Below are 18,802 nucleotides of genomic sequence, written 5' to 3' on the forward strand. Positions count from 1 at the left end.
GACCTGTATGACCATCGACCAGGAGCAGAGGTTGTACGAGCCCCCTGTCCCAGTGGTTCGAGAGGTCGGACATCTCGAACCACCGCCCGAATGCCTCGCCTGCCATCCGCAGACGGCCCTCACCCGATCGGTGACCACTCTGTAGGTCCTTACTGACAGAAAGCGACGGAAGCGTCATCCCCCGACTTGTACCGCGGCCATCGGCGGCCCGTGGGGTCCGTCGCTTCGACCTTTCGAACGTGACTGATCAGCGCTCGCGGGCCACCGGTCCGGAGCGTCGCGAAGACCTCGGGCCACGTCGCCATGCCGTACTCCGTGACGAGGCGCGAGGTGCCATCGGACAACACTGCAGCCGAGCGGACCACCTCGGCAGGGGTGCTGCCGACGATCGCGTGAGCCGCTGCCGCCGGGCTGCCGGCTGCCACCCAGTAGCCACCCGGGGTGTTCCGCGTCTGGCGTTGTGCGGTCACGAATCGCCTTAGGGCTTCTCTGTGTTCCTCCGTGTGGGTCTCGTGCTGTTCGACCTCGGCGCGAAGCTCCGGAAGCACGTCGTCGACGCGCAGGTCTGTGATCACAGTGAAGTCCTGGGCGCACTCCAGAATGATCGGAGAGTCCGCCGGCACGAGGTGATCGAAGCACTCTTCCCGCTGGCGCAGGACGGCGACCGTCGCGGACGGGGTCCCGGGGTCGGCCAAGTCACCCTCAGGGTGCAGCGCCGCCACTCGTTCCAGGGCAACGGCCAGGCCGGTCGGTAGCGATTCGTCCGAATCCGCCAGCGCAGCGACAAGGCGGCTTCCGAGCCGAGAGACGTACCACGGGACACCATGGCGGCATCCTGTGTCGAGACCTGCGGTGCTCACCCCATCCAGCACGATCGCGAGGGAGGGCGTGGCAGCTACCCAGTCCTCGTTGGGGGCCGACCCGCCGGGTTCGGTGTCGATGGCAACGCGCATGATCAGCCTTCGTGTCGGTACAGCGGGGTAACGCGTCGACTCTCCAGAACTTCGGGGGTCTTCGGGTCACAGCGGCAAGAGATCAGAGTGGAGAACCGGCGCGTGCGGACCTCTCGGTACAGCTCGGCCAGGTTGTTCTCCAGGAAGTGAATGACGCCGTTCGCTCCGATGGAGTGGATACCGGCGACGTAGAGAAACGTTCCCTTGCCATCCAGGCGGGGGAGACGTCCCAGGCATCCCACGTCGCCGGCCGACCCGTCCTCATCCTGGGGGGACCGGTATTCCTTGCCGGCGGTCTTGTCGAGCGGGTGCCATGCGCTGTCCTTGGCCAACCCGAGGTTGTCGTCGCCTTCGAGGATCTGCGCGATGAGGGGGTGAGAGCCGGGGGCCGCAGATCACGACATGGTTCTCTCGGTTGAGATTCACCATCCCCGACGGCGGAATCACCTCGTACTGAGCGTCCAGCTTCATGCCGCCCAGCAGCTTCCGCAGGTGCTCGAAGTTGCCGAGGTCTTCGCGGGTGATCACTTGGCTGGGGAACTCGTCAGGAGCCTTCCCCGCCTCGTACTTGCCGCCGAGCGAGACCGTAACCAGGTCCGTGCCGAAGAACGCGCGCTCGGGCGGGGGGGCCGCGGATCGGCTGGACGACGCCCTCGGGCTGGACGACATCGACCCGGACGAAGGACAGGAGCCCGAGGAGAACCCCGCCGCCTGATCGGTTCGGCCGTGGACGTTGATGTCATCCGCTGATGTCAAAGGCCCCCTGGACGATGTCCAGGGGGCCTTTGACCTGTGTGCACTCGGCAGGATTCGAACCTGCAACCTTCTGATCCGTAGTCAGATGCTCTATCCGTTAAGCTACGAGTGCTTGTTTTTAGTTCTTGTCTCCGTTTCCCGGCCCTTTCGGCCCGCTGTCCCGGCGACAGGAAGAACATTACATGAGTCCCGCCGTCATGTGAAATCCGATTAGCCCACCCCATCTGACCTGCGAAAACGTCGCCGGAGGGGTCGGCGGGCGTCACGCTGGAGCGGAGGGTTCCAGCGGGGGGAACGGGGCTGGAGGGGGCGAAAGAGACCGGGGTCACAGGAGAGTGGGCCGGGCGGGGCTCCCACGCCGCGGGGGCGGGGAAAGCGGGCCGGGAACGGCGGAAGCCCCGGCCGTGGGGCCGGGGCTTCCTGAGGGCGGAGGCGGAGGGATTTGAACCCTCGATGGGCGATAAAGCCCAAACCGCATTAGCAGTGCGGCGCCATAGACCGGACTAGGCGACGCCTCCTCGCACCCCGCGCATGCGCGGAAGGTGCGTGCAGATGATGACACAGGCGAGCCTCGTGTCACCAATCGCTTTCACCGTACTAGGCGGGCGGGGCCCAGGGCAAAGCCCCCGGCGCGTCCCGGACTCCGCGGGCACCGGTACCGGCTCCGGCTCCGGTACCGACGCCGCCCCCGCCCGGCGCACCCCGGTTGCGCAACGCCCGTGGGGCCGGAGCGTTAGAGAGGTGGCGGCCGCCCCGACCGTGACGCCCCGCCGACCGCCGTACCGACCGATACCCCTTCCCGTCGTCTTCCGTCGTAGCCCGTAGCCCGTGTCCCGTACGTACGCACCCGGAGTCGTTCCATGGCACTGCGCCGTCTCGTTCTCGCCGGCGGTCTCGCCGCCTCCCTCACCGCCGGGCTCGCCGGCGCCGCCTCGGCGGTGCCGCTGCCGCCGCTGCCGCTGCTCTCGCCGCCCGACTCGCTGACGGTGACCGTCAGCGGCAGCGGGAACCCGGACGCCGAGGGGAGCTGGAAGCTCACCTGCGACGACCGGCCGCAGGGCGACCATCCGGCGGCCGCGCGGGCCTGCGAGCGACTGGAGGGCTTCGCGCGCGCCGGGGAGGACCCCTTCGCGCCGGTGCCGGCGGACGCGCTGTGCACGCAGGTGTACGGCGGCCCGGTGACCGCCCGGGTCACGGGCACCTGGCAGGGGCGGCGGATCGACGCCCGCTTCTCCCGCGCGAACGGCTGCGAGATCGACCGCTGGGAGAACGTGGAACCGCTCCTTCCGAGCGTCCGGGACTGAGGGACGGGGGCGCCGTTAGACTCCCTCAGTGACAGGGCCGCCGCCCGAGGGGCAAGATGGGGCGGCCCGCCGTCACGGCACATGCCGGACGGCGCACACCGCGGGCACGGCCCGCAGGCAATTGCAGGCGTCAGGGAGGAAGCGTCGTCGTGAGCAGCAGGCCATCCCGAGGCGCTGCTCGCCTCGCAGCCATACTCGACGCCCTCCCCGACGGCCTCGTGCTCGTCAACTGCAACGGAACGGTCGTCAACGCCAACACCATCGCGCTCGGCATGTTCGAGACCCCCGGCACCGCGCTCGTCGGGCGCGGGCTGCTCGATCTGCTGCCGGACTTCGACTCGCGCCTGATCCCCGGCTCGATGCGCCGCCCCGACCCGGCGGACGAGCGGGGCCGCACCAAGCCGATGCGGATGGTCGCCCGCCGCACGGACGGCGGCGAGTTCCCCGTGGAGGTGACGAGCGCCAGCCTGGAGGACGGGCGCGAGGCGTACGACTCGTACAGCGGCTACACCGGCGACGAGCTGCTGATGCTCGTCGTCCGCGACCTCACCGGCACCCTCGACACCGAGGCCGAGCTGGCCCGCTCGCAGCGGCAGACCGAGATGATCCTGCGGGCCGCCTCCGAAGGCGTCGTCGGCACGGACACCGACGGCCGTGTCGTCCTGGTCAACCCCGCCTTCGCGCAGATCCTCGGCTACCGGGCCGGCGAGCTCGGCGGCGCCGAGCTGCACCCGCTGATCCTGGCCAAGCGCGCCGACGGCACGCCGTTCCCGTACGAGGAGTCCCCGCTCGCCGACACCCTCAAGTCCGGCCGCAAGCACCGGGTGCGCGGCCAGGTGCTGTGGTCGAAGAGCGGCGAGCGGGTGCCCGTCGACCTGACGACGGCGCCGGTGCGCGACGGGGACCAGCTGGTCGGCGCCGTGATGACCTTCACCGACCGCAGGCAGCACGAGGAGCTGGTCGAGAAGCACGCCGCCGAGCTGGCCGACCGGGCCGAGCGGCACGCCGCCGAGCGCGAGGCGCAGGCGGAGAAGTACGCGGCGCTGGCCTCCCGGCACGCCCAGCTGACCGCCGTGCTGGCCGAGTCGCTGCGCGGCCCCCTGGAGGAACTGCGCGCCGAGCTGGGCTCGCTGGCCGCCGACGACGGCGTGCAGCTGTGGCCCGAGGCCAACCAGGTGCTGCACCACCTGGTCGCCGGGTACGCCCGGATGACCGCCCTCGTCGACAACGTCCTCGGCTACCAGCGGCTGGACGCGGGCGAGGAGGAGCTGGACCGGAAGGTCGCGCTGCTCGACGGGATCGTGACCGGCGGCATCGACGCGGCCGTGGAGCTGATCGGCCCGGGCCGCGCGCAGTTCGCCGTGCACGCGCCGCCGATCGAGGCCGAGGTCGACGCCGGCCGGCTGACGACCGCGCTCGCCCACCTCGTCGCGGACGTGGCCGGGGTCGACGCCACCGGCAAGACCCGCGCCTCGGCGCAGGGCGCGGCCGCCCCCTCCGACTCGACGATCGTGGTCGCGGCGGCGCAGCGCGGCGAGGTCGTCCGCATCGAGGTCCGCGGCCCGTACGCGGGCGGCGACCCGGTCCACGGGCCCATCGTGCGCGGCATCGTGGCGGCGCACGGCGGTGTCGTGCAGACCCACGAGGTGCCGGGGACGAGCGGCGGCGCGTACGTCCTGGAGGTGCCGATCGGGGCCGGTCGGGGAACCGTTCCCGCAGCCGAACAGAAGCCCGAGCCGGAGCCGGAGCCCGAGGCGGGGGCCGGCACCGGGACCGGACCCGAGCACGAGCAGGAGCCGAGGACCGCGTCCGCGCAGGGCGGGAGCGGCGTTCCCGCGCTGCCCGCGCAGGCCTCCGGTCCGGCGGCCGGCGGTCCGGCGGCCGGCGGTCCGGTGGACGGCGGCCCGGTGGACGGCCGCGCGGACGGGACCGCGGGCGGCTCCGGCCGGCGCCGGGCCCGGCGCGGGTCCACCGACGCGTTCCTGGAGAGTCCGGTGGCCCCGGAGGGCGGTGCCGGGGCGGTCGCCGTGCCGGCCTCCGGTGGCGGACGCCGCCGCGCCCGTACGGAGGAGGCCGCGGGCCCCGCCGAACTGATCCCCGCCCAGCAGTCCACCGGCGCCGGGCCGACCGGCCGCCGCCGGGGCCGCCCGGCCGAGGGCGCCGTGGTGACCGCCGCCGAGGGCGCGCAGGAGCGGGCCGCGCTCGGTGCCGCCGTGCCGCCGCAGGGCGTGCCCGTCGAGCCTGCCGGGGCTCCCGCGCTGACCCCGGCCCTGTCGGCCGCGCCCCAGGGGGCGCCGGCCGTGGCCTCCCTGGAGGGCCCCGAGGCCGCCGGGCGGCCCACCGGGCGCCGCCGGCGCGCGCTCGCCGCCGCGCAGGAGCGGGCCGCCGCCGCCGAGGCCGGCCCCCGGACGCCGTTCGCGCTGCCGCCGGCCGACGCCGACCGCGAGGAGCCGGTGGCCGCAGGGGAAGGGTCCGCGCCCGACGGCCTCCCCCACGGGTCCGCGCCCGGGTCCGCCCACGAGCCCGTGCGGGACGTGCCCGCAGGCCACACGCCCCCACAGCCGCACCCCCTCCCGACGGCCCCGGCCACGGCGGTCCCGACGGCCCCGTCGAACCCGACGGTTCCGCCGGCCCCGTCCGTCCCGTCGGCCACCGCGGTCCCGCCCACCGGTCTGGCACCGGCGGCCGGACCCGCGCCCCACGCCGTCCCACCGACCGCCGTGCCTCCGGCCACGACCACGCCCCACGCCGTGCCGCCGACCGGCCCCTCGGCCACGCCCGTACCCCACGCCGTCGCACCGGCCGCCGTGCCTCCGGTCACCCCGCCGGCCGGCCCCTCGGCCGCGCCCGCACCCCACGCCGTCCCGCCGGCCGCGCCCGCACCCCACCCCGCGCCGCCGGCCTCCGTACCTCCGGTCACCCCGCCGGTCGCCCCGCCGACCGCCCCGTCGGCCGGTCCCTCGGCCACGCCCGCGCACGGCACCGGTGCGGCTGCCGGCGGCGGCACCGGTTCCGTACCGCTGCCTCCCGAGCTTCCGATGCCGAACCCGGCGCCGGCGGCGCCCGCCGCGATGCCCCTGCCCGCCCCCGTCCCCCCGGCGGCGCCGCTGCCGAAGGACTCCACGCAGGGGCGGGCGTTCAGCGTGCGGACGCTCGGGCAGGGCGTGCCCTTCGCGCCGCCGGCGCAGGCCGGAACGCCCGTGGCCGCCTCGTCGAACGGGTCGGGCCGCCGCCGCAAGCTCGCGACGCCGCCGGAGCTCGACCCGCCGGCCCCGGCCCCGGCCGCCGCGGGCCAGGCCCCGTCGCCGCTCCCGCCCGCCGCCGCCGCACCCGCGGCCGCGTCCGTGCCGGAGCCGCTCGGGCTGCCGCCCGTGGCCGGGTCCGAGGGGCGGGGGCGCGCGTACGCGATAGGGGCGCCCGCCGAGGGGTCCGCCGAGGGGCCCGAGCCGCTCGACGGTCCCGGGGGCGCGGTCGAGGTCGTCAACCGGCCCGCGCCGCTGCCCGTCGACGACGAGCTGCCCCCGGAGCCGCTCGACAACCCGCGCCGGCTGCTCGTCTGGCCCGCGCCCGACGTCTCCACCCAGCAGGCGCTGAGCGACCGCGGCTACCGGCCGGTGATCGTGCACTCCCGCGAGGAGGTCGACGCGCAGATCGCCGCCTTCCCGGCCGCGCTCTTCGTCGACCCGCTGACCGGGCCCATCACCCGGACCGCGCTCCAGTCGCTGCGCCAGGCTGCCGTCTCCGCCGAGGTGCCGGTGCTGCTCGCGGCCGGACTCGGACAGGCGGGCCGGGAGGAGGCGTACGGCGCCGATCCCGCCGTCCTGCTCAAGGCGCTCGCCCCGCGCGACAGCGAGCAGCATCCGTCCCGGGTGCTGGTCATCGAGGAGAACGAACACATCGCGGACGCCCTCGCCGCCACCCTGGAGCGGCGCGGCATGCAGGTCGTGCGCGCCGCCACGGACAGCGAGGCGGTGGCGATGGCCGCCGAGAGCCGGCCGAACCTGGTGGTCATGGACCTCATGCAGGTGCGCCGCCGGCGGGCCGGGATCATCGACTGGCTGCGGGCGAACGGGCAGCTCAACCGCACCCCGCTGGTCGTCTACACCTCGACCGGCCTGGACGCGGAAAGGCTGCCCGAGCTGTCCTCCGGCGAGACGGTCCTCTTCCTGGCCGAGCGCTCCAACAGCGCCGAGGTCCAGGCCCGGATCGTCGACCTGCTGGCGAAGATCGGCACCAACTGAGAAGGGGGGAGGGCCCTTTCGGCGGCCCTCCCCCCTTCCCCGTACCGGCTTACAGCCGGGTGACGTCCAGCTCGCCCTCCGCGTACTGCCTGCGGATGACCTTCTTGTCGAACTTGCCGACGCTGGTCTTCGGAACCGCGGGCACGATCGCCCAGCGCTCGGGCAGCTGCCACTTGGCGATGCCGCCCTCGGTGGCGAGGAAGTCCCGCAGGGTCGCGTAGTCGGCGGTCTCGCCCTCCTTGAGGACGACGGTCGCGAGCGGGCGCTCGCCCCACTTCTCGTCGGGGACCGCGACGACGGCGGCCTCGGCGACGGCCGGGTGGGCCATGATCGCGTTCTCCAGCTCGACGCTGGAGATCCACTCGCCGCCGGACTTGATGACGTCCTTGGCGCGGTCGGTGAGGGTGAGGAAGCCGTCGGGGCTGATCACGCCGACGTCGCCGGTCTTCAGCCAGCCGTCCTCGCTGAACTTGTCCTCGGGGCGGATCGGGTCCGCGCCGATGCCGCCGAAGTACGCGCCCGCGATCCAGGTGCCGCGCACCTCCAGCTCGCCGGCGGACTCGCCGTCCCAGGCCAGGTGCTCGCCGGAGGGGCCGACCAGACGGGCCTCGACGCCGGCGGGGAAGCGTCCCTGCGTGACGCGGTAGGGCCACTCCTCCTCCGGGGTCAGCCCGGAGGGCGGGTGCGCCATCGTGCCGAGCGGGGACGTCTCCGTCATGCCCCAGGCGTGGCAGAGGCGGACGCCGAGCTTGTCGTACGCCTCCATGAGGGAGGGCGGGCAGGCGGCGCCGCCGATGGTGACCTGCTTCATCGAGGAGAGGTCGCGGGGGTTGGCCGTGACCTCGGCGAGCAGGCCCTGCCAGATGGTGGGGACGGCGGCGGCGTGGCTGGGCTTCTCGCTCTCGATCATCTCGGCGAGCGGGGCCGGCTGGAGGAAACGGTCCGGCATGAGCATGTTGATGCCGGTCATGAAGGTGGCGTGCGGCAGGCCCCAGGCGTTGACGTGGAACTGCGGGACGACGACCAGGGTGGTGTCGCGGTCGGTGAGGCCCATCGACTCGGCCATGTTCACCTGCATGGAGTGCAGGTAGATCGAACGGTGGGAATAGACGACGCCCTTCGGGTCGCCGGTGGTGCCGGAGGTGTAGCACATGGCGGCGGCCGCGCGCTCGTCCAGCTCGGGCCAGTCGTAGGTGGTCGGGCGGCCCGCGATCAGCTCCTCGTAGTCGTGGACGCGCGGGGCGGCGCCCTCCAGGAGGGAGCGGTCGCCGGGGCCGGCGACGACGACGTGCTCGACCGTCGGCAGGTGCGGCAGGAGCGGGGCGAGCAGGGGGAGCAGCGAACCGTTGACGAGGACGACCCGGTCGGCGGCGTGGTTGACGATGAAGACCAGCTGCTCGGGGGGAAGCCGCAGGTTGAGGGTGTGCAGGACGGCGCCCATGGACGGCAGCGCGAAGTACGCCTCGACGTGCTCCGCGTTGTTCCACATCAGCGTCGCCGTCGGTTCGCCCGGCCGGACTCCCAGCTCGTCGCGGAGCGCGTTGGCGAGCTGGGCCGCGCGGTCGCCGATCTCCGCGTAGGTGCGGCGCTGCGGCTCCGGCTCACCGGTCCAGGTCGTGACGGTGGACCCGCCGTGGACCCGCCGGCCGTGTTCGAGGATCCGGCTGATGGTGAGCTGTACGTCCTGCATGGTGCTGTACACGGGGCGTCCTCCCGGTGGGCGCTACGTGGCAGTAAGGATGTGCAGATTCTGCGCACGTACCGCGCGGTATGTCACTACCCGGGAGTACCGAAATTGCCAGTGATCACTGGCGGATGTCAACGGCCGGCCGGAGCGGCCGGGCGCCGGGGCGGGGGCCGCGGGTCAGGCGGCGACCCCCGCGGTGAGCTCCGGGTCCTCCCGGAGCCGCCCCAGCGCGCGCGAGACCGCGCTCTTCACCGTGCCCACGGAGACCCCGAGCACCTCGGCCGTCTGGGCCTCGCTGAGGTCCTCGTAGTACCGCAGGACGACCATCTGCCGCTGCCGCTCCGGGAGCTTCATCACGGCGCGCCACATGGCGTCGTGCAGGACCTGGCGCTCGGCCGGGTCCGGCTCGCCCGGGCCGGCGGGCTCGGGCAGCTCCTCGCAGACGAACTCCTCGACCTTGCGCTTGCGCCACTGCGAGGTGCGGGTGTTCACCAGCGCCCGGCGCACGTAGCCGTCGAGGGCCCGGTGGTCCTCGATCCGCTCCCAGGCCACGAAGGTCTTGGTGAGCGCGGTCTGGAGCAGGTCCTCGGCGTCGTTCGGGTTCGCGGTCAGCGAGCGCGCGGTGCGCAGCAGCAGCGGCCGGCGCTCCCGCACGAACGAGGAGAACGAGGGGTACGCGACCGGGCGCGGCCCCTGACGCGGGGAGGTGCGCGGGGCCGGTCGCGGTGCGGGCCGGGTGGCGGCCGTCGAGGCGCCGGCGCAGACGGGGCCAGTGGGTGGCGGAGTCATGCCTCCACGCTAGGAGCGGCGGGGTGCCGGGCGGATCGGCCCCAGGTCCCGACCCTGGCTCCCCCTCAGGTCGGAGTCCTCGGGGTGCCCCCACCTCCTCTGGGTGGAGCCGCCGTCACCCCGGGGTCAGGGTCCGCCCGGGACCGGGCTCCCACGCCCCGGCCCCGGCACGGGAGCCCGGTCCCGGGCGGCGGGCGACGGGCGACGGGCGACGGACGACGGGCGACGCTCGTCGGACGGCAGGCGGCGGGCAGCGCTCGTCGGACGGCAGGCGGCAGGCGGCGCTCGTCGGACGGCGGGCGGCCGGCGGCGCTCGGGGCCGGCGCCCGACGGGCGCCCCTCAGCCGTCCGTGCCCAGGACCAGGCCCGAGGTCGGCACGCCGGTGCCGGCCGTGACCAGGGCCCGTGCCGCGCCCGGTACCTGGTTCACGGAGGTGCCCCGCAGCTGCCGCACCGCCTCGGCGATGCCGTTCATGCCGTGCAGGTAGGCCTCGCCGAGCTGGCCGCCGTGGGTGTTGATGGGCAGCGCGTCCGCCGCGACGAAGTCCCCGCCCTCGCCCGGGCCGCAGAAGCCGAACTCCTCCAGCTGCATGAGCACGAAGGGGGTGAAGTGGTCGTAGAGGATGCCCACGTCGATGTCGGCCGGGCGGAGTCCCGAGGTCCGCCACAGCTGGCGCGCCACCACCCCCATCTCGGGCAGGCCGCTCAGCCCGTCCCGGTAGAAGCTGGTCATGGCCTCCTGCTTGCGGCCCGCGCCCTGGGCGGCGGCGAGGACGACGGCGGGCGGCCGGCGCAGGTCGCGGGCGCGCTCGACACTGGTGACGACGATCGCCTGGCCGCCGTCGGTCTCCTGGCAGCAGTCGAGGAGGCGGAGCGGCTCCGCGATCCAGCGGGAGGCCGCGTGGTCGGCGAGGGTGATCGGCCTGCCGTGGAACCAGGCGGCCGGGTTGGTCGCCGCGTACCGGCGGTCCGTGACGGCGACGTGGCCGAAGACCTCCGGGGTGAGGCCGTGGTCGTGCAGGTAGCGCTGGGCGGCCATGGCGACCCAGGAGGCGGGGGTGAGCAGCCCGAAGGGCAGTTGCCAGCCGAGCGCGGCGCCCTCGGCGGACGGCTCGCGCCGCTGCACCCCGGAGCCGAAGCGGCGGCCCGACCGCTCGTTGAAGGCCCGGTAGCAGACGACGACCTCGGCGACGCCGGCGGCGACGGCGAGCGCGGCCTGCTGGACGGTGGCGCAGGCGGCGCCGCCGCCGTAGTGGACGCGGGAGAAGAAGGACAGCTCGCCGATGCCGGCCGCCTGGGCGACGGTGATCTCGGGGCTGGTGTCCATGGTGAAGGTGACGAGCCCGTCCACGTCCCCCGGGGCGAGGCCGGCGTCGTCGAGCGCGGCGCGCACCGCCTCGACGGCGAGGGAGAGCTCGCTGCGGCCGGAGTCCTTGGAGAACTCGGTCGCGCCGATGCCGGCGACGGCGGCCCGGCCGCCGAGGCCGTCGGGGCGGCGCAGGCTCATCGGGGCACCTCCACGGTGACGGTGCCGGTGACGTGGTGGCCGAGGCCGTTGGCCCCGGCGATCCGGACGACCGCGCGGGCGGTGCCCCCGGGGCCTTCGGCGACCTCCGCGACCGTCCCGGTCAACGTCATGGTGTCTCCGGGGTAGTTGGGGGCGCCGAGCCGGATGGCGACCTTGCGGAGCACCGCGCCCGGGCCGAAGTGGTCGGTGACGTACCGGCCGACGAGGCCGTTGGTGGTCAGGATGTTCATGAAGACGTCCGGGGAGCCCTTCTCCCGGGCGGCCTCGGCGTCGTGGTGCACGTCCTGGTAGTCGCGGGAGGCGACGGCCCCGGCCACGATCAGGGTGCGGGTCACCGGGACCTCCAGCGGCGGCAGCGCGTCGCCGGCCCTCGGGACGGTCGTCATGCGGGGTCCCCTTCCGCGAGCAGGTCGCCGAGTTCGGCGAGGAGTTCGGTGCCGTGGCCGAGGTAGGCGTCGAGCTGCCGGCCCCACAGGAAGTGCCGGTGGACGGGGTGGTCGAGGTCGGCGCCCGTGCCCCCGTGGAGGTGCTGGCCGCTGTGCACGACCCGTTTCCCCGCCTCCGAGGCCCACCAGGCGGCGGTCAGCGCGGCCCGCTCGCAGTCCAGGCCCGCGTCGGACCGCCAGGCCGCCTCGTAGGCGGTGACCCGGATGGACTCGGTGTCCATGTGGGCGTCGGCCGCCCGCAGTTGCACCGCCTGCCGGGTGGCGAGCGGCCGCCCGAACTGTTCCCGTACGGAGGTGTGCGCGACGGCCCGGGCCAGCGAGCCGGCGCAGACCCCCGCCTGGAGCCCCGCGAAGGCGGTCCGGGCGGCGGCGAGCACGTCCCCGTACGCCTCCGGTCCCGTCCCGTCCCCCAGCCGCTCGGCGGGCGTCCCGTCGAGCACCAGCCGCCCCGCCGACCAGGGGGCGGTCAGCTCGACCGGTTCGACGGCCGCCTCCTCGGCGCGGACCAGCCACAGGGCCCGGTCCGCGTCCGGTACGAGGACGTGGCCGGCGTCCCGCAGCCAGGGCACCCAGGCGACGGTGCCGGTGAGCCGCCCGTCGCGCGCCGCGACCGAGCCGTTCGCGGGGAAGGCGCCGGTGGCGACGGCCGTCCCGTCCCGCAGCCCCGGCAGCAGGCGGGCGCGCTGCTCCTCCGTGCCGTGCCGGGCGACGGCGAGGATCCCGTACACCCCGGTGGCGGCGAGCGGCACCTGGGCGGTCACGCGGCCCTGCTCCTCCAGGAGGAGGACCAGGCCGAGCAGACCGATCTCCTCGACCGCGGCGGGCAGTCCGGCCGCGCACAGCGCCTTCCACAGCGCGTCGTCCGTGCCGGTGCCGGCGGCGGCGAGCCGCTCGTGCGTGGAGAGGTCGCCGAGGATCCGGGCCGCCAGCTCCCGCGCGGCCTCCTGCTCCTCGGTGGGCGTGAAGTCCATGTCAGCGCTCCCCTTCCCCGGGTCCCGCGGCCGACCCGTCCGCCACGGCGCGGAAGACGGGCAGCTCCAGCTCCTCGTCGACCCGCTGGAACTCCAGCCGGACCGGCATCCCGATCCGGACCTTGTCGTACGGCACCCCCACCACGTTGCTGATCATCCGGACGCCCTCGGCCAGTTCGATCAGGCCGACCGCGTACGGGGGGTCGAAGGCGGGGAACGGCGGGTGGTGCATGACCACGTACGAGTGGACGGTCCCCCCGCCGCCCGCCTCGACGGCCTCCCACTCCCCCGCGCCGCAGTCGTTGCACCCCGGCAGCCAGGGGAAGCGGAGGGTGCCGCAGGCCGTGCACCGCTGGATCAGCAGCCGGTGCGCGGCGACGCCCTCCCAGAACCCGGCGTTGTCCCGGTTGATCACCGGCCGGGGCCGGCGGGGCCGCTCCACGGGGGCCGCGGGGCTGGCGGGGTCGGTGGGCTGGGCGGGGATGGCGGGTTGGGTGGGGTTGGTGGGCTGCGCGGGGTTGGTGGGCTGAGTGAGGGTGGTGGGCTGCGCGGAGCTCGTGACTTGGGCGGGGCCGGTGGGTTCCGCCGGTTTCGCGGGGCGGGGGGCGGGGGCGTACTTGAGGATCCGGAAGCGGTGGGTGCCGGCGAGTTCGCCGCCCGCGCGCACGTCCGTCCGGGTGGTGACGAAGTGGCCGGTGCCGAGCCGGGTGGTCTTGCGCGGCGAGACGGACTCGACGACGGCGTCGAAGGTGATCTCGTCCCCGGGCCGGAGCGGCCGCAGGTACTCCTGCTCGCAGTCGGTGGCGACCACCGAGGTGTACCCGGCTCCGTCGAGCAGGCCGAGCAGCTCCCCGTACGCCTCCGAGCGGTCCTGGTGCCCGGAGAGCCCGCCCATCGTCCACGCCTGGAGCATGGTCGGCGGCGCCACCGCGTCCGGCCCCCGGTACGCCGGGTGCGCGTCCCCCATGGCCTCGCACCAGTGCCGGATCATCGGCAGGTTCACCGGGTCCTTCCCCCGCCCCGCGGTGGCCGCGGGCCGCCCCTCGTACGCCTTCAGCCGCTCGTACAGCCCGTCCCGGGCGCCGGTCGACCGCTCCTCCCCGCTCATCGCCGTCCCCTTCCCCGCATGCCGAGCCGGGCCCGCGCGACGATCTCCCGCTGCACCTCGCTCACCCCTCCCCCGAAGGTGTTGATCTGGGCGGCGCGGTTCATGCGCTCCAGCTCGCCGCCGTCCCGCTCCCCCGGCGATCCCGCGCGCACCGTCCCCGCCTCGCCCGCGATCTCCTGGCATATCCGGTACACCTCCACCGCCGACTCGGTGCCCGCGAACTTCACGCCGCTGGCGTCCCCGGGGCTCAGCTGGCCGGCCCCCACGTCCCCCACCAGCCGCCAGTTGAGCAGGCGCGTCGCCGCCAGCCGGGCGTGCGCCTCGGCCGCCCTGATCCGCACCCAGGGCTCGTCGGTCCGGCGCCGCCCGGTCACCGGGTCGGGGGTGCGGGCGCGGTCGAGGGCGGCGGCGAAGAAGTCCTCCGCCTGCATCCCGATCGCGGCCAGCGCGACCCGTTCGTGGTTGAGCTGGTTGGTGATCAGCCCCCAGCCGTCGTTCTCCTCGCCGACGAGGTTCCCGGCCGGGACCTGGACGCCGTCGTAGTAGGTCGCGGTCGTGGTGAGCCCGCCGACGGTCTCGATCGGGGTCCAGGAGAAGCCCGGCGCGTCGGTGGGGACGAGGAGGAGGGAGATGCCCCGGTGCGGGGGCGCGTCGGGGTCGGTGCGGCAGGCGAGCCAGATCCAGTCGGCGTTCTGCGCGTTGGAGGTGAAGATCTTCTGGCCGTCGACGACCCAGGAATCGCCGTCGCGCACCGCGCGGGTACGGAGCGAGGCCAGGTCCGTACCGGCCTCGGGCTCGCTGTAGCCGATGGCGAAGACGCACTCCCCGCGCAGGATCCGGGGCAGGAAGGCGGCCTTCTGCTCCTCGGTGCCGTACCGCATGAGGGTGGGGCCGACGGTGTTGAGGGTGACCATCGAGACGGGGGCGCCGGCGCGGTACGCCTCGTCGAAGAAGACGAACTGCTCGTCGGGGCCGCGGCCCCGGCCGCCGTACTCCTCCGGCCAGCCGAGTCCCAGGAGCCCGTCGGCGCCGATCCGCCGCAGCAGCCGGCGCTGGGCGGCGCCGTCGGTCGCCGGGGGCGGCCCGTCGGGCATCGTCTCGCGGAAGTACGCGCGGAGTTCGGCGCGCAGCCGGAGCTGGCGCTCGGTCGGGGCGAGGTGCACGGGGCGGCCTCCCGGAGGGGACGACGAAGGTTTCTGACTGTCCGTCAGATCTACTCGCCCTGTCAAGGCGTCCCGGCGGAAACGGAGGGGCGACGGGGGCGCGGTCGGGGGGCGGTCGGGAGGCGCGGTCGGGGGCGGGGGCGGCCGAGGGGGGCGGTCGGGGGCGGGGGCAGGCACGGGACGGAGGGGGGCAGGGGCGGGACGGAGGGGGGCAGGGGCGGGACGGAGGAGGCAGGGGCGGGACGGAGGGGGCAGGCACGGGACGGAGAGGTCAGGGGCGGGACGGAGGGGCGATCCGCGGGAAACGGCGGGCGGCCCGCACGCCGGTACCGAAGCACCTGCGCGCGGGCCGCCGTTCACACCGCGGTCAGGCCGCGAGCACGCCCCCCTCGGGCCGGGCCCGTGGGGCGGTCACCACCACGGGAGGAAGTTGACCGTGTTGTTCGCCTGGGAGATGTGGGTGAAGGCCGAGCCGTTCACGCTCGCGGTGTTGTTCTGGTTGGAGGCACCGGAGCCGGTCGCCACCTGCTGCGTGGTGGTCGAGTTGCCGTTGTTGTCGCCACCCACGCCGCTGCCGATGATCGTGGCGACGCTCGTGTTCGATCCGTCGTCCGCGAAGCCACCGTTGTCGGCCTGCGCCACCCCGCCGAAGAGGGCGGCGGCGAGCGGCAGGGCGGCAACGGCGGCGACGATGCGGGCGGTACGGATGCTTGCCATGTCTGTTCCTCCGGGAACTGAAGCCAGTCTGCTGTGCACGGAATGATCGGTGATGAAGGAGGGCCGATAACTCCGGCCCTGACCAGGGAAGTTGGCCTACCCCCCCGGTCGTTCTCTGCTCGACGTCGCGAAACCAGAGTTGCCCACCGAATCCCCGGCGAACCACCCCGGAGCGGCTGATTCCCCCGCAAGCGTGAGGACAAGCCGATAAACCCTTCGTAGCCGAGAAAGGCCCAGCTCAGCCCGGCCCCACGGCCCCCAACCCCCTCGATTCCGTACCCCCCAAGAGAGGAAGCGTTCCGCCACCCCGCCCCGAAACCGGACGACGCCCCTCCGGCCGCCCCCACCCCCCCCCTCGAACACAAAAGCTCCCTTTCGAGCAGAAACTCGAAAGGGAGCCGGGACACCAGGGGCGGCGACACCGGATCAGGGAGAAATCCGGATCGGGGGGAATCGGATCAGGGGAATCCGGAGCAGGGGCGAGGAACCCGGATCAGCCGCCGTCGCCTTCACCGTCGCCTTCACCCTCACCGTCGCCGTCGTCACTCACGGCCGCCTCGAAGGCCGCGTACGCGGTCGCGTCGAAGAGTACGAACCGCACCTCCTCGACCTCCGTATCCGCCGCCCGCACCGTCTCGACCGCGATCCGCGCCCCGTCGTCGATCGGCCAGCCGTACACACCGGTGGAGACGGCGGGGAAGGCGACCGTACGGGCCCCCAGCTCGTCCGCCACCCGCAGGGACTCGCGGTAGCAGGAGGCCAGCAGCCCCGAGCGGTCCTCGCTCGCCGACCAGACCGGTCCCACGGTGTGGATCACGTGGCGCGCCGGCAGCCGTCCGGCCGTGGTCGCGACCGCGCGCCCGGTCGGTAGCCCCTTGCCGTAGTGCGAGCGCCGCAGGTCCCGGCAGGCGGCGAGGATCTCCGGGCCGCCCTTGCGGTGGATGGCCCCGTCGACCCCGCCGCCCCCGAGCAGGGACGAGTTCGCGGCGTTGACCACCGCGTCCACCGCCTCGGCGGTGATGTCCCCCCGCACCAGCGCGATCCGGACCACGACACCCTCCTCCACTCGCGGAACCCACGGGACCCGCGGAGCCCGTAGACCTTGCGGAACCAAGGCCCTCGACCCTTCCATCCTCCCGCCGCCCCGACGGTGGGAGGAAGCGCTTTTCCCCCGCGCGCTTTTACCCCACGCCGCCGCCCCGCGGGCCACGGAACGGGGCCGGGGACGGCCCGTACACGGGGCAATGCATACCTACGAGCCGGTACGAAGGAAGCGATGTCACACGTACGAGTGGGTGTTCCGGCCCTCGCGGCCACCCCCGGAACCACCGCTTCCGGACCCGACTTCCATGGCCCTCCGAGGGACACCGGGAGCGAAATGGCCGGTCCAACAGGTGTTTCACCCCGAACCGGAAGGAGAAAAGCGCGTGTCTAACCTCGCACCCGCGCCTAAATTATCCAGAATTTCACCTACTGCCCCAGTTGAAACCACGACGTCTCGTCGCCTAGGAGCGTGTCATGCAGATTCGCAGGTGGCTCCCGGACCAGCCCACCCTCATCGGCCGCCACGACTGGCCGGACGAGGGAGACGAGGGAACCCACCTGCGACTGCGGGCGGGTTCCATCGTCGTGCTCGACCGGCGCGCGTGGCGGGTCATGGAGATCACCGGTTACCCCAGCGACCACTGGCCCGACGCCTACGAGAAGGCCTGGCGCGACCACATGGAGCTGTGGTGGCACGCCAACGAGCTGCGCAGGGTCAACAACCAGTCGGTCAAACCGGCTTCGGACCGCGGCAACTTCTACAAGCGCCCGGTGGTCCTCGTCCTGCGCGACGAGAACCTCCCCCGCTCCGCGCCGAAGCACTGGTGCGCCCCCGCCAGCCTGGGCTGGCAGGTCCTTCCCGAGCACTACGCCGTCTGCCGGGCCTGCGGCGAACTGCCGCCCTGCCACCACGGGGAGTACAGCCCCGAGGGCGGCCCCCGCGTCCCGGAGCAGAACGGCGGCATCCCGCTCATCGTGCCGGAGGGCTGCTGCATGGGATGCGCCGAGGTGATCAAGCCGCGCATGCGGACCGTGCGCTTCCCCGGCCCCAACCTCTGGTACCCGGACCTGGGCGAGGACACCGCGGTCTTCCACGCCCGGTCCGCCTGCGAGGACCAGGTGGCGCTCTACCGGGCGCAGTGGCAGGCCGCGTACCCCCAGCCCGCCGTCCACCCGCCCACCCCGGCCTTCCCCGGCTTCGACCACTTCTTCCTGCCCCAGCCCCGCCACGACGCCGCACCGGCCCCCGCCCTCGCCCACAACCACGACCTGGCCCCCGCCCACGGCCACGACCTCACGCCTCCCCACGGCCAGAACTCCGCGCACTCCCACGGCCAGAACTCCACCCACGGCCACGACCTCGCCCCCGCCCCCGCCCACAGCCACGGCCCCGCGCCCACCCACGGCCAGGGCCAGAGCCCCGCGCACTCCCACGGCCACGGCCAGGGCCCCACACACGGTCAGACCTCCGCCCACGGCCACGCGCCCGTGCACGGCCAGGGCCTCATGGCGGAGCACGGGCAGGGGTCCGCGGCGCCGCGTCCCCAGGAGGAGGCACGCTCCTCGCTGGTCACCGGCTCCGGCGCCTTCTCGCCGGCCTTCGAGGACTACCGGCCGGAGCCCGGCCCGTACCCCTCGGCACCGCCCCCGTCCCCCCAGCCCCCGCAGTCCACCCACCCCAACCAAGCCACCCAGAGCACCCAAGCCACCCAGGCCACTCACACCGCGCAGGCCACCCACATCACCCAGGCCGGCCCGTCCGCAACCGCCGCCGCCCCGCTCCCCGCACCGGCCCCTGCCCCCACGGCCGTCCCCACGGCCGCTCCCGAGGGCGCGTCGCCGGCCGTTCCGGACGCCACGCCCGTCGTGCGGGCCGCGGAGGAGCTGAGCCGTTCCCTCACCTCCCCGCCGGTCTTCCACAACGCGGAGCAGGCGGCCCGGGTGATCGAGGAACTCACCGCCGCGGTCCGGAACATCGCCCTCTGCCTGAACAGCCCGCAGGCCCGCAGCCACCCCCTCCCCTGAGGCGCCGGGTCCGCCCGGAAAGCCGAGAGCCCCCGCCCGGTCTCGCCGGGCGGGGGCTCTCGCGCACCGC

14 protein-coding genes and 2 tRNA genes are annotated in these 18,802 nt (G+C 74.3%); 3 read left to right on the top strand and 13 right to left on the bottom strand.

From position 1 onward, the window contains the following. Positions 1-149 precede the first annotated feature (149 nt). The 4 genes from ACFW6A_RS03405 to ACFW6A_RS03420 all read right to left on the bottom strand — a co-directional run bounded on the left by ACFW6A_RS03405 (position 150) and on the right by ACFW6A_RS03420 (position 2,227). Entirely contained in the window at positions 150-953 is an 804-nt protein-coding gene (locus ACFW6A_RS03405) for a hypothetical protein (protein ID WP_386638424.1), read from the bottom strand. Between the two features lie 2 nt (positions 954-955). Next, positions 956-1,285, bottom strand: a complete 330-nt coding sequence (locus ACFW6A_RS03410; RefSeq protein ID WP_386638427.1) for a hypothetical protein — start codon at positions 1,283-1,285, stop codon at positions 956-958. Between the two features lie 463 nt (positions 1,286-1,748). Next, positions 1,749-1,821, bottom strand: a tRNA-Arg gene (locus tag ACFW6A_RS03415). 315 nt (positions 1,822-2,136) lie between these two features. Then, a tRNA-Ser gene (locus tag ACFW6A_RS03420) sits at positions 2,137-2,227 on the bottom strand. Between the two features lie 342 nt (positions 2,228-2,569). On the opposite strand from ACFW6A_RS03420, the gene ACFW6A_RS03425 reads away from it, so the two are divergent. Beyond that, positions 2,570-3,013 carry an SSI family serine proteinase inhibitor gene (locus ACFW6A_RS03425; protein ID WP_386638430.1) on the top strand — a complete coding sequence of 148 codons (444 nt, stop codon included), beginning with the start codon at positions 2,570-2,572 and terminating at the stop codon, positions 3,011-3,013. 149 nt (positions 3,014-3,162) lie between these two features. Next, on the top strand, positions 3,163-7,254 hold the full coding sequence (locus tag ACFW6A_RS03430) for a PAS domain-containing protein (protein ID WP_386638433.1): 4,092 nt from the start codon (positions 3,163-3,165) through the stop codon (positions 7,252-7,254). 49 nt (positions 7,255-7,303) lie between these two features. Here the strand turns inward: ACFW6A_RS03430 and ACFW6A_RS03435 are convergent, their stop codons facing one another. From ACFW6A_RS03435 to ACFW6A_RS03475, 9 genes are all read right to left on the bottom strand, one after another. Beyond that, the gene (locus tag ACFW6A_RS03435; protein ID WP_351842701.1) at positions 7,304-8,956 is read right to left on the bottom strand and encodes a long-chain fatty acid--CoA ligase; all 1,653 of its coding nucleotides are present in this window, start codon (positions 8,954-8,956) and stop codon (positions 7,304-7,306) included. Between the two features lie 162 nt (positions 8,957-9,118). After that, on the bottom strand, positions 9,119-9,730 hold the full coding sequence (locus ACFW6A_RS03440) for a SigE family RNA polymerase sigma factor (protein ID WP_351842703.1): 612 nt from the start codon (positions 9,728-9,730) through the stop codon (positions 9,119-9,121). A 340-nt stretch (positions 9,731-10,070) separates the two neighbouring features. After that, the gene (locus ACFW6A_RS03445) at positions 10,071-11,237 is read right to left on the bottom strand and encodes a lipid-transfer protein (protein WP_351842705.1); all 1,167 of its coding nucleotides are present in this window, start codon (positions 11,235-11,237) and stop codon (positions 10,071-10,073) included. Beyond that, positions 11,234-11,644: a MaoC family dehydratase gene (locus ACFW6A_RS03450; protein ID WP_351842707.1), complete on the bottom strand. Its 411-nt coding sequence runs from the start codon at positions 11,642-11,644 to the stop codon at positions 11,234-11,236. The genes ACFW6A_RS03445 and ACFW6A_RS03450 overlap by 4 nt, the downstream gene beginning before the upstream one ends. Beyond that, on the bottom strand, positions 11,641-12,675 hold the full coding sequence (locus ACFW6A_RS03455; RefSeq protein WP_386638436.1) for an acyl-CoA dehydrogenase family protein: 1,035 nt from the start codon (positions 12,673-12,675) through the stop codon (positions 11,641-11,643). Before ACFW6A_RS03455 ends, ACFW6A_RS03450 begins: the two co-directional genes overlap by 4 nt. Before the next feature lies 1 nt (position 12,676). Further along, complete coding sequence (locus ACFW6A_RS03460; RefSeq protein ID WP_386638439.1) at positions 12,677-13,783, bottom strand: OB-fold domain-containing protein; 1,107 nt, start codon at positions 13,781-13,783, stop codon at positions 12,677-12,679. Next, complete coding sequence (locus tag ACFW6A_RS03465) at positions 13,780-14,946, bottom strand: acyl-CoA dehydrogenase family protein (protein WP_386483112.1); 1,167 nt, start codon at positions 14,944-14,946, stop codon at positions 13,780-13,782. The genes ACFW6A_RS03460 and ACFW6A_RS03465 overlap by 4 nt, the downstream gene beginning before the upstream one ends. 411 nt (positions 14,947-15,357) lie before the next feature. Further along, positions 15,358-15,663, bottom strand: a complete 306-nt coding sequence (locus tag ACFW6A_RS03470) for a hypothetical protein (RefSeq protein WP_031003269.1) — start codon at positions 15,661-15,663, stop codon at positions 15,358-15,360. A gap of 493 nt (positions 15,664-16,156) precedes the next feature. Beyond that, on the bottom strand, positions 16,157-16,714 hold the full coding sequence (locus ACFW6A_RS03475) for an O-acetyl-ADP-ribose deacetylase (RefSeq protein ID WP_386638442.1): 558 nt from the start codon (positions 16,712-16,714) through the stop codon (positions 16,157-16,159). A 467-nt stretch (positions 16,715-17,181) separates the two neighbouring features. On the opposite strand from ACFW6A_RS03475, the gene ACFW6A_RS03480 reads away from it, so the two are divergent. Further along, positions 17,182-18,732 (top strand): hypothetical protein, encoded by a 1,551-nt coding sequence (locus ACFW6A_RS03480; protein WP_386638445.1) that lies wholly within the window; start codon positions 17,182-17,184, stop codon positions 18,730-18,732. Positions 18,733-18,802 lie beyond the last annotated feature (70 nt).

The organism is Streptomyces sp. NPDC058758 (assembly GCF_042746075.1).
GTDB lineage: Bacteria > Actinomycetota > Actinomycetes > Streptomycetales > Streptomycetaceae > Streptomyces.

What these genes read in the sequence shown, in the direction of transcription:
- ACFW6A_RS03405 (WP_386638424.1), bottom strand. Translation starts at nt 953, where the DNA reads ATGCGCGTTGCCATCGACACCGAACCCGGCGGGTCGGCCCCCAACGAG.
- ACFW6A_RS03425 (WP_386638430.1), top strand. Translation starts at nt 2,570, where the DNA reads ATGGCACTGCGCCGTCTCGTTCTCGCCGGCGGTCTCGCCGCCTCCCTC.
- ACFW6A_RS03440 (WP_351842703.1), bottom strand. Translation starts at nt 9,730, where the DNA reads ATGACTCCGCCACCCACTGGCCCCGTCTGCGCCGGCGCCTCGACGGCC.
- ACFW6A_RS03445 (WP_351842705.1), bottom strand. Translation starts at nt 11,237, where the DNA reads ATGAGCCTGCGCCGCCCCGACGGCCTCGGCGGCCGGGCCGCCGTCGCC.
- ACFW6A_RS03450 (WP_351842707.1), bottom strand. Translation starts at nt 11,644, where the DNA reads ATGACGACCGTCCCGAGGGCCGGCGACGCGCTGCCGCCGCTGGAGGTC.
- ACFW6A_RS03455 (WP_386638436.1), bottom strand. Translation starts at nt 12,675, where the DNA reads ATGGACTTCACGCCCACCGAGGAGCAGGAGGCCGCGCGGGAGCTGGCG.
- ACFW6A_RS03460 (WP_386638439.1), bottom strand. Translation starts at nt 13,783, where the DNA reads ATGAGCGGGGAGGAGCGGTCGACCGGCGCCCGGGACGGGCTGTACGAG.
- ACFW6A_RS03470 (WP_031003269.1), bottom strand. Translation starts at nt 15,663, where the DNA reads ATGGCAAGCATCCGTACCGCCCGCATCGTCGCCGCCGTTGCCGCCCTG.
- ACFW6A_RS03480 (WP_386638445.1), top strand. Translation starts at nt 17,182, where the DNA reads ATGCAGATTCGCAGGTGGCTCCCGGACCAGCCCACCCTCATCGGCCGC.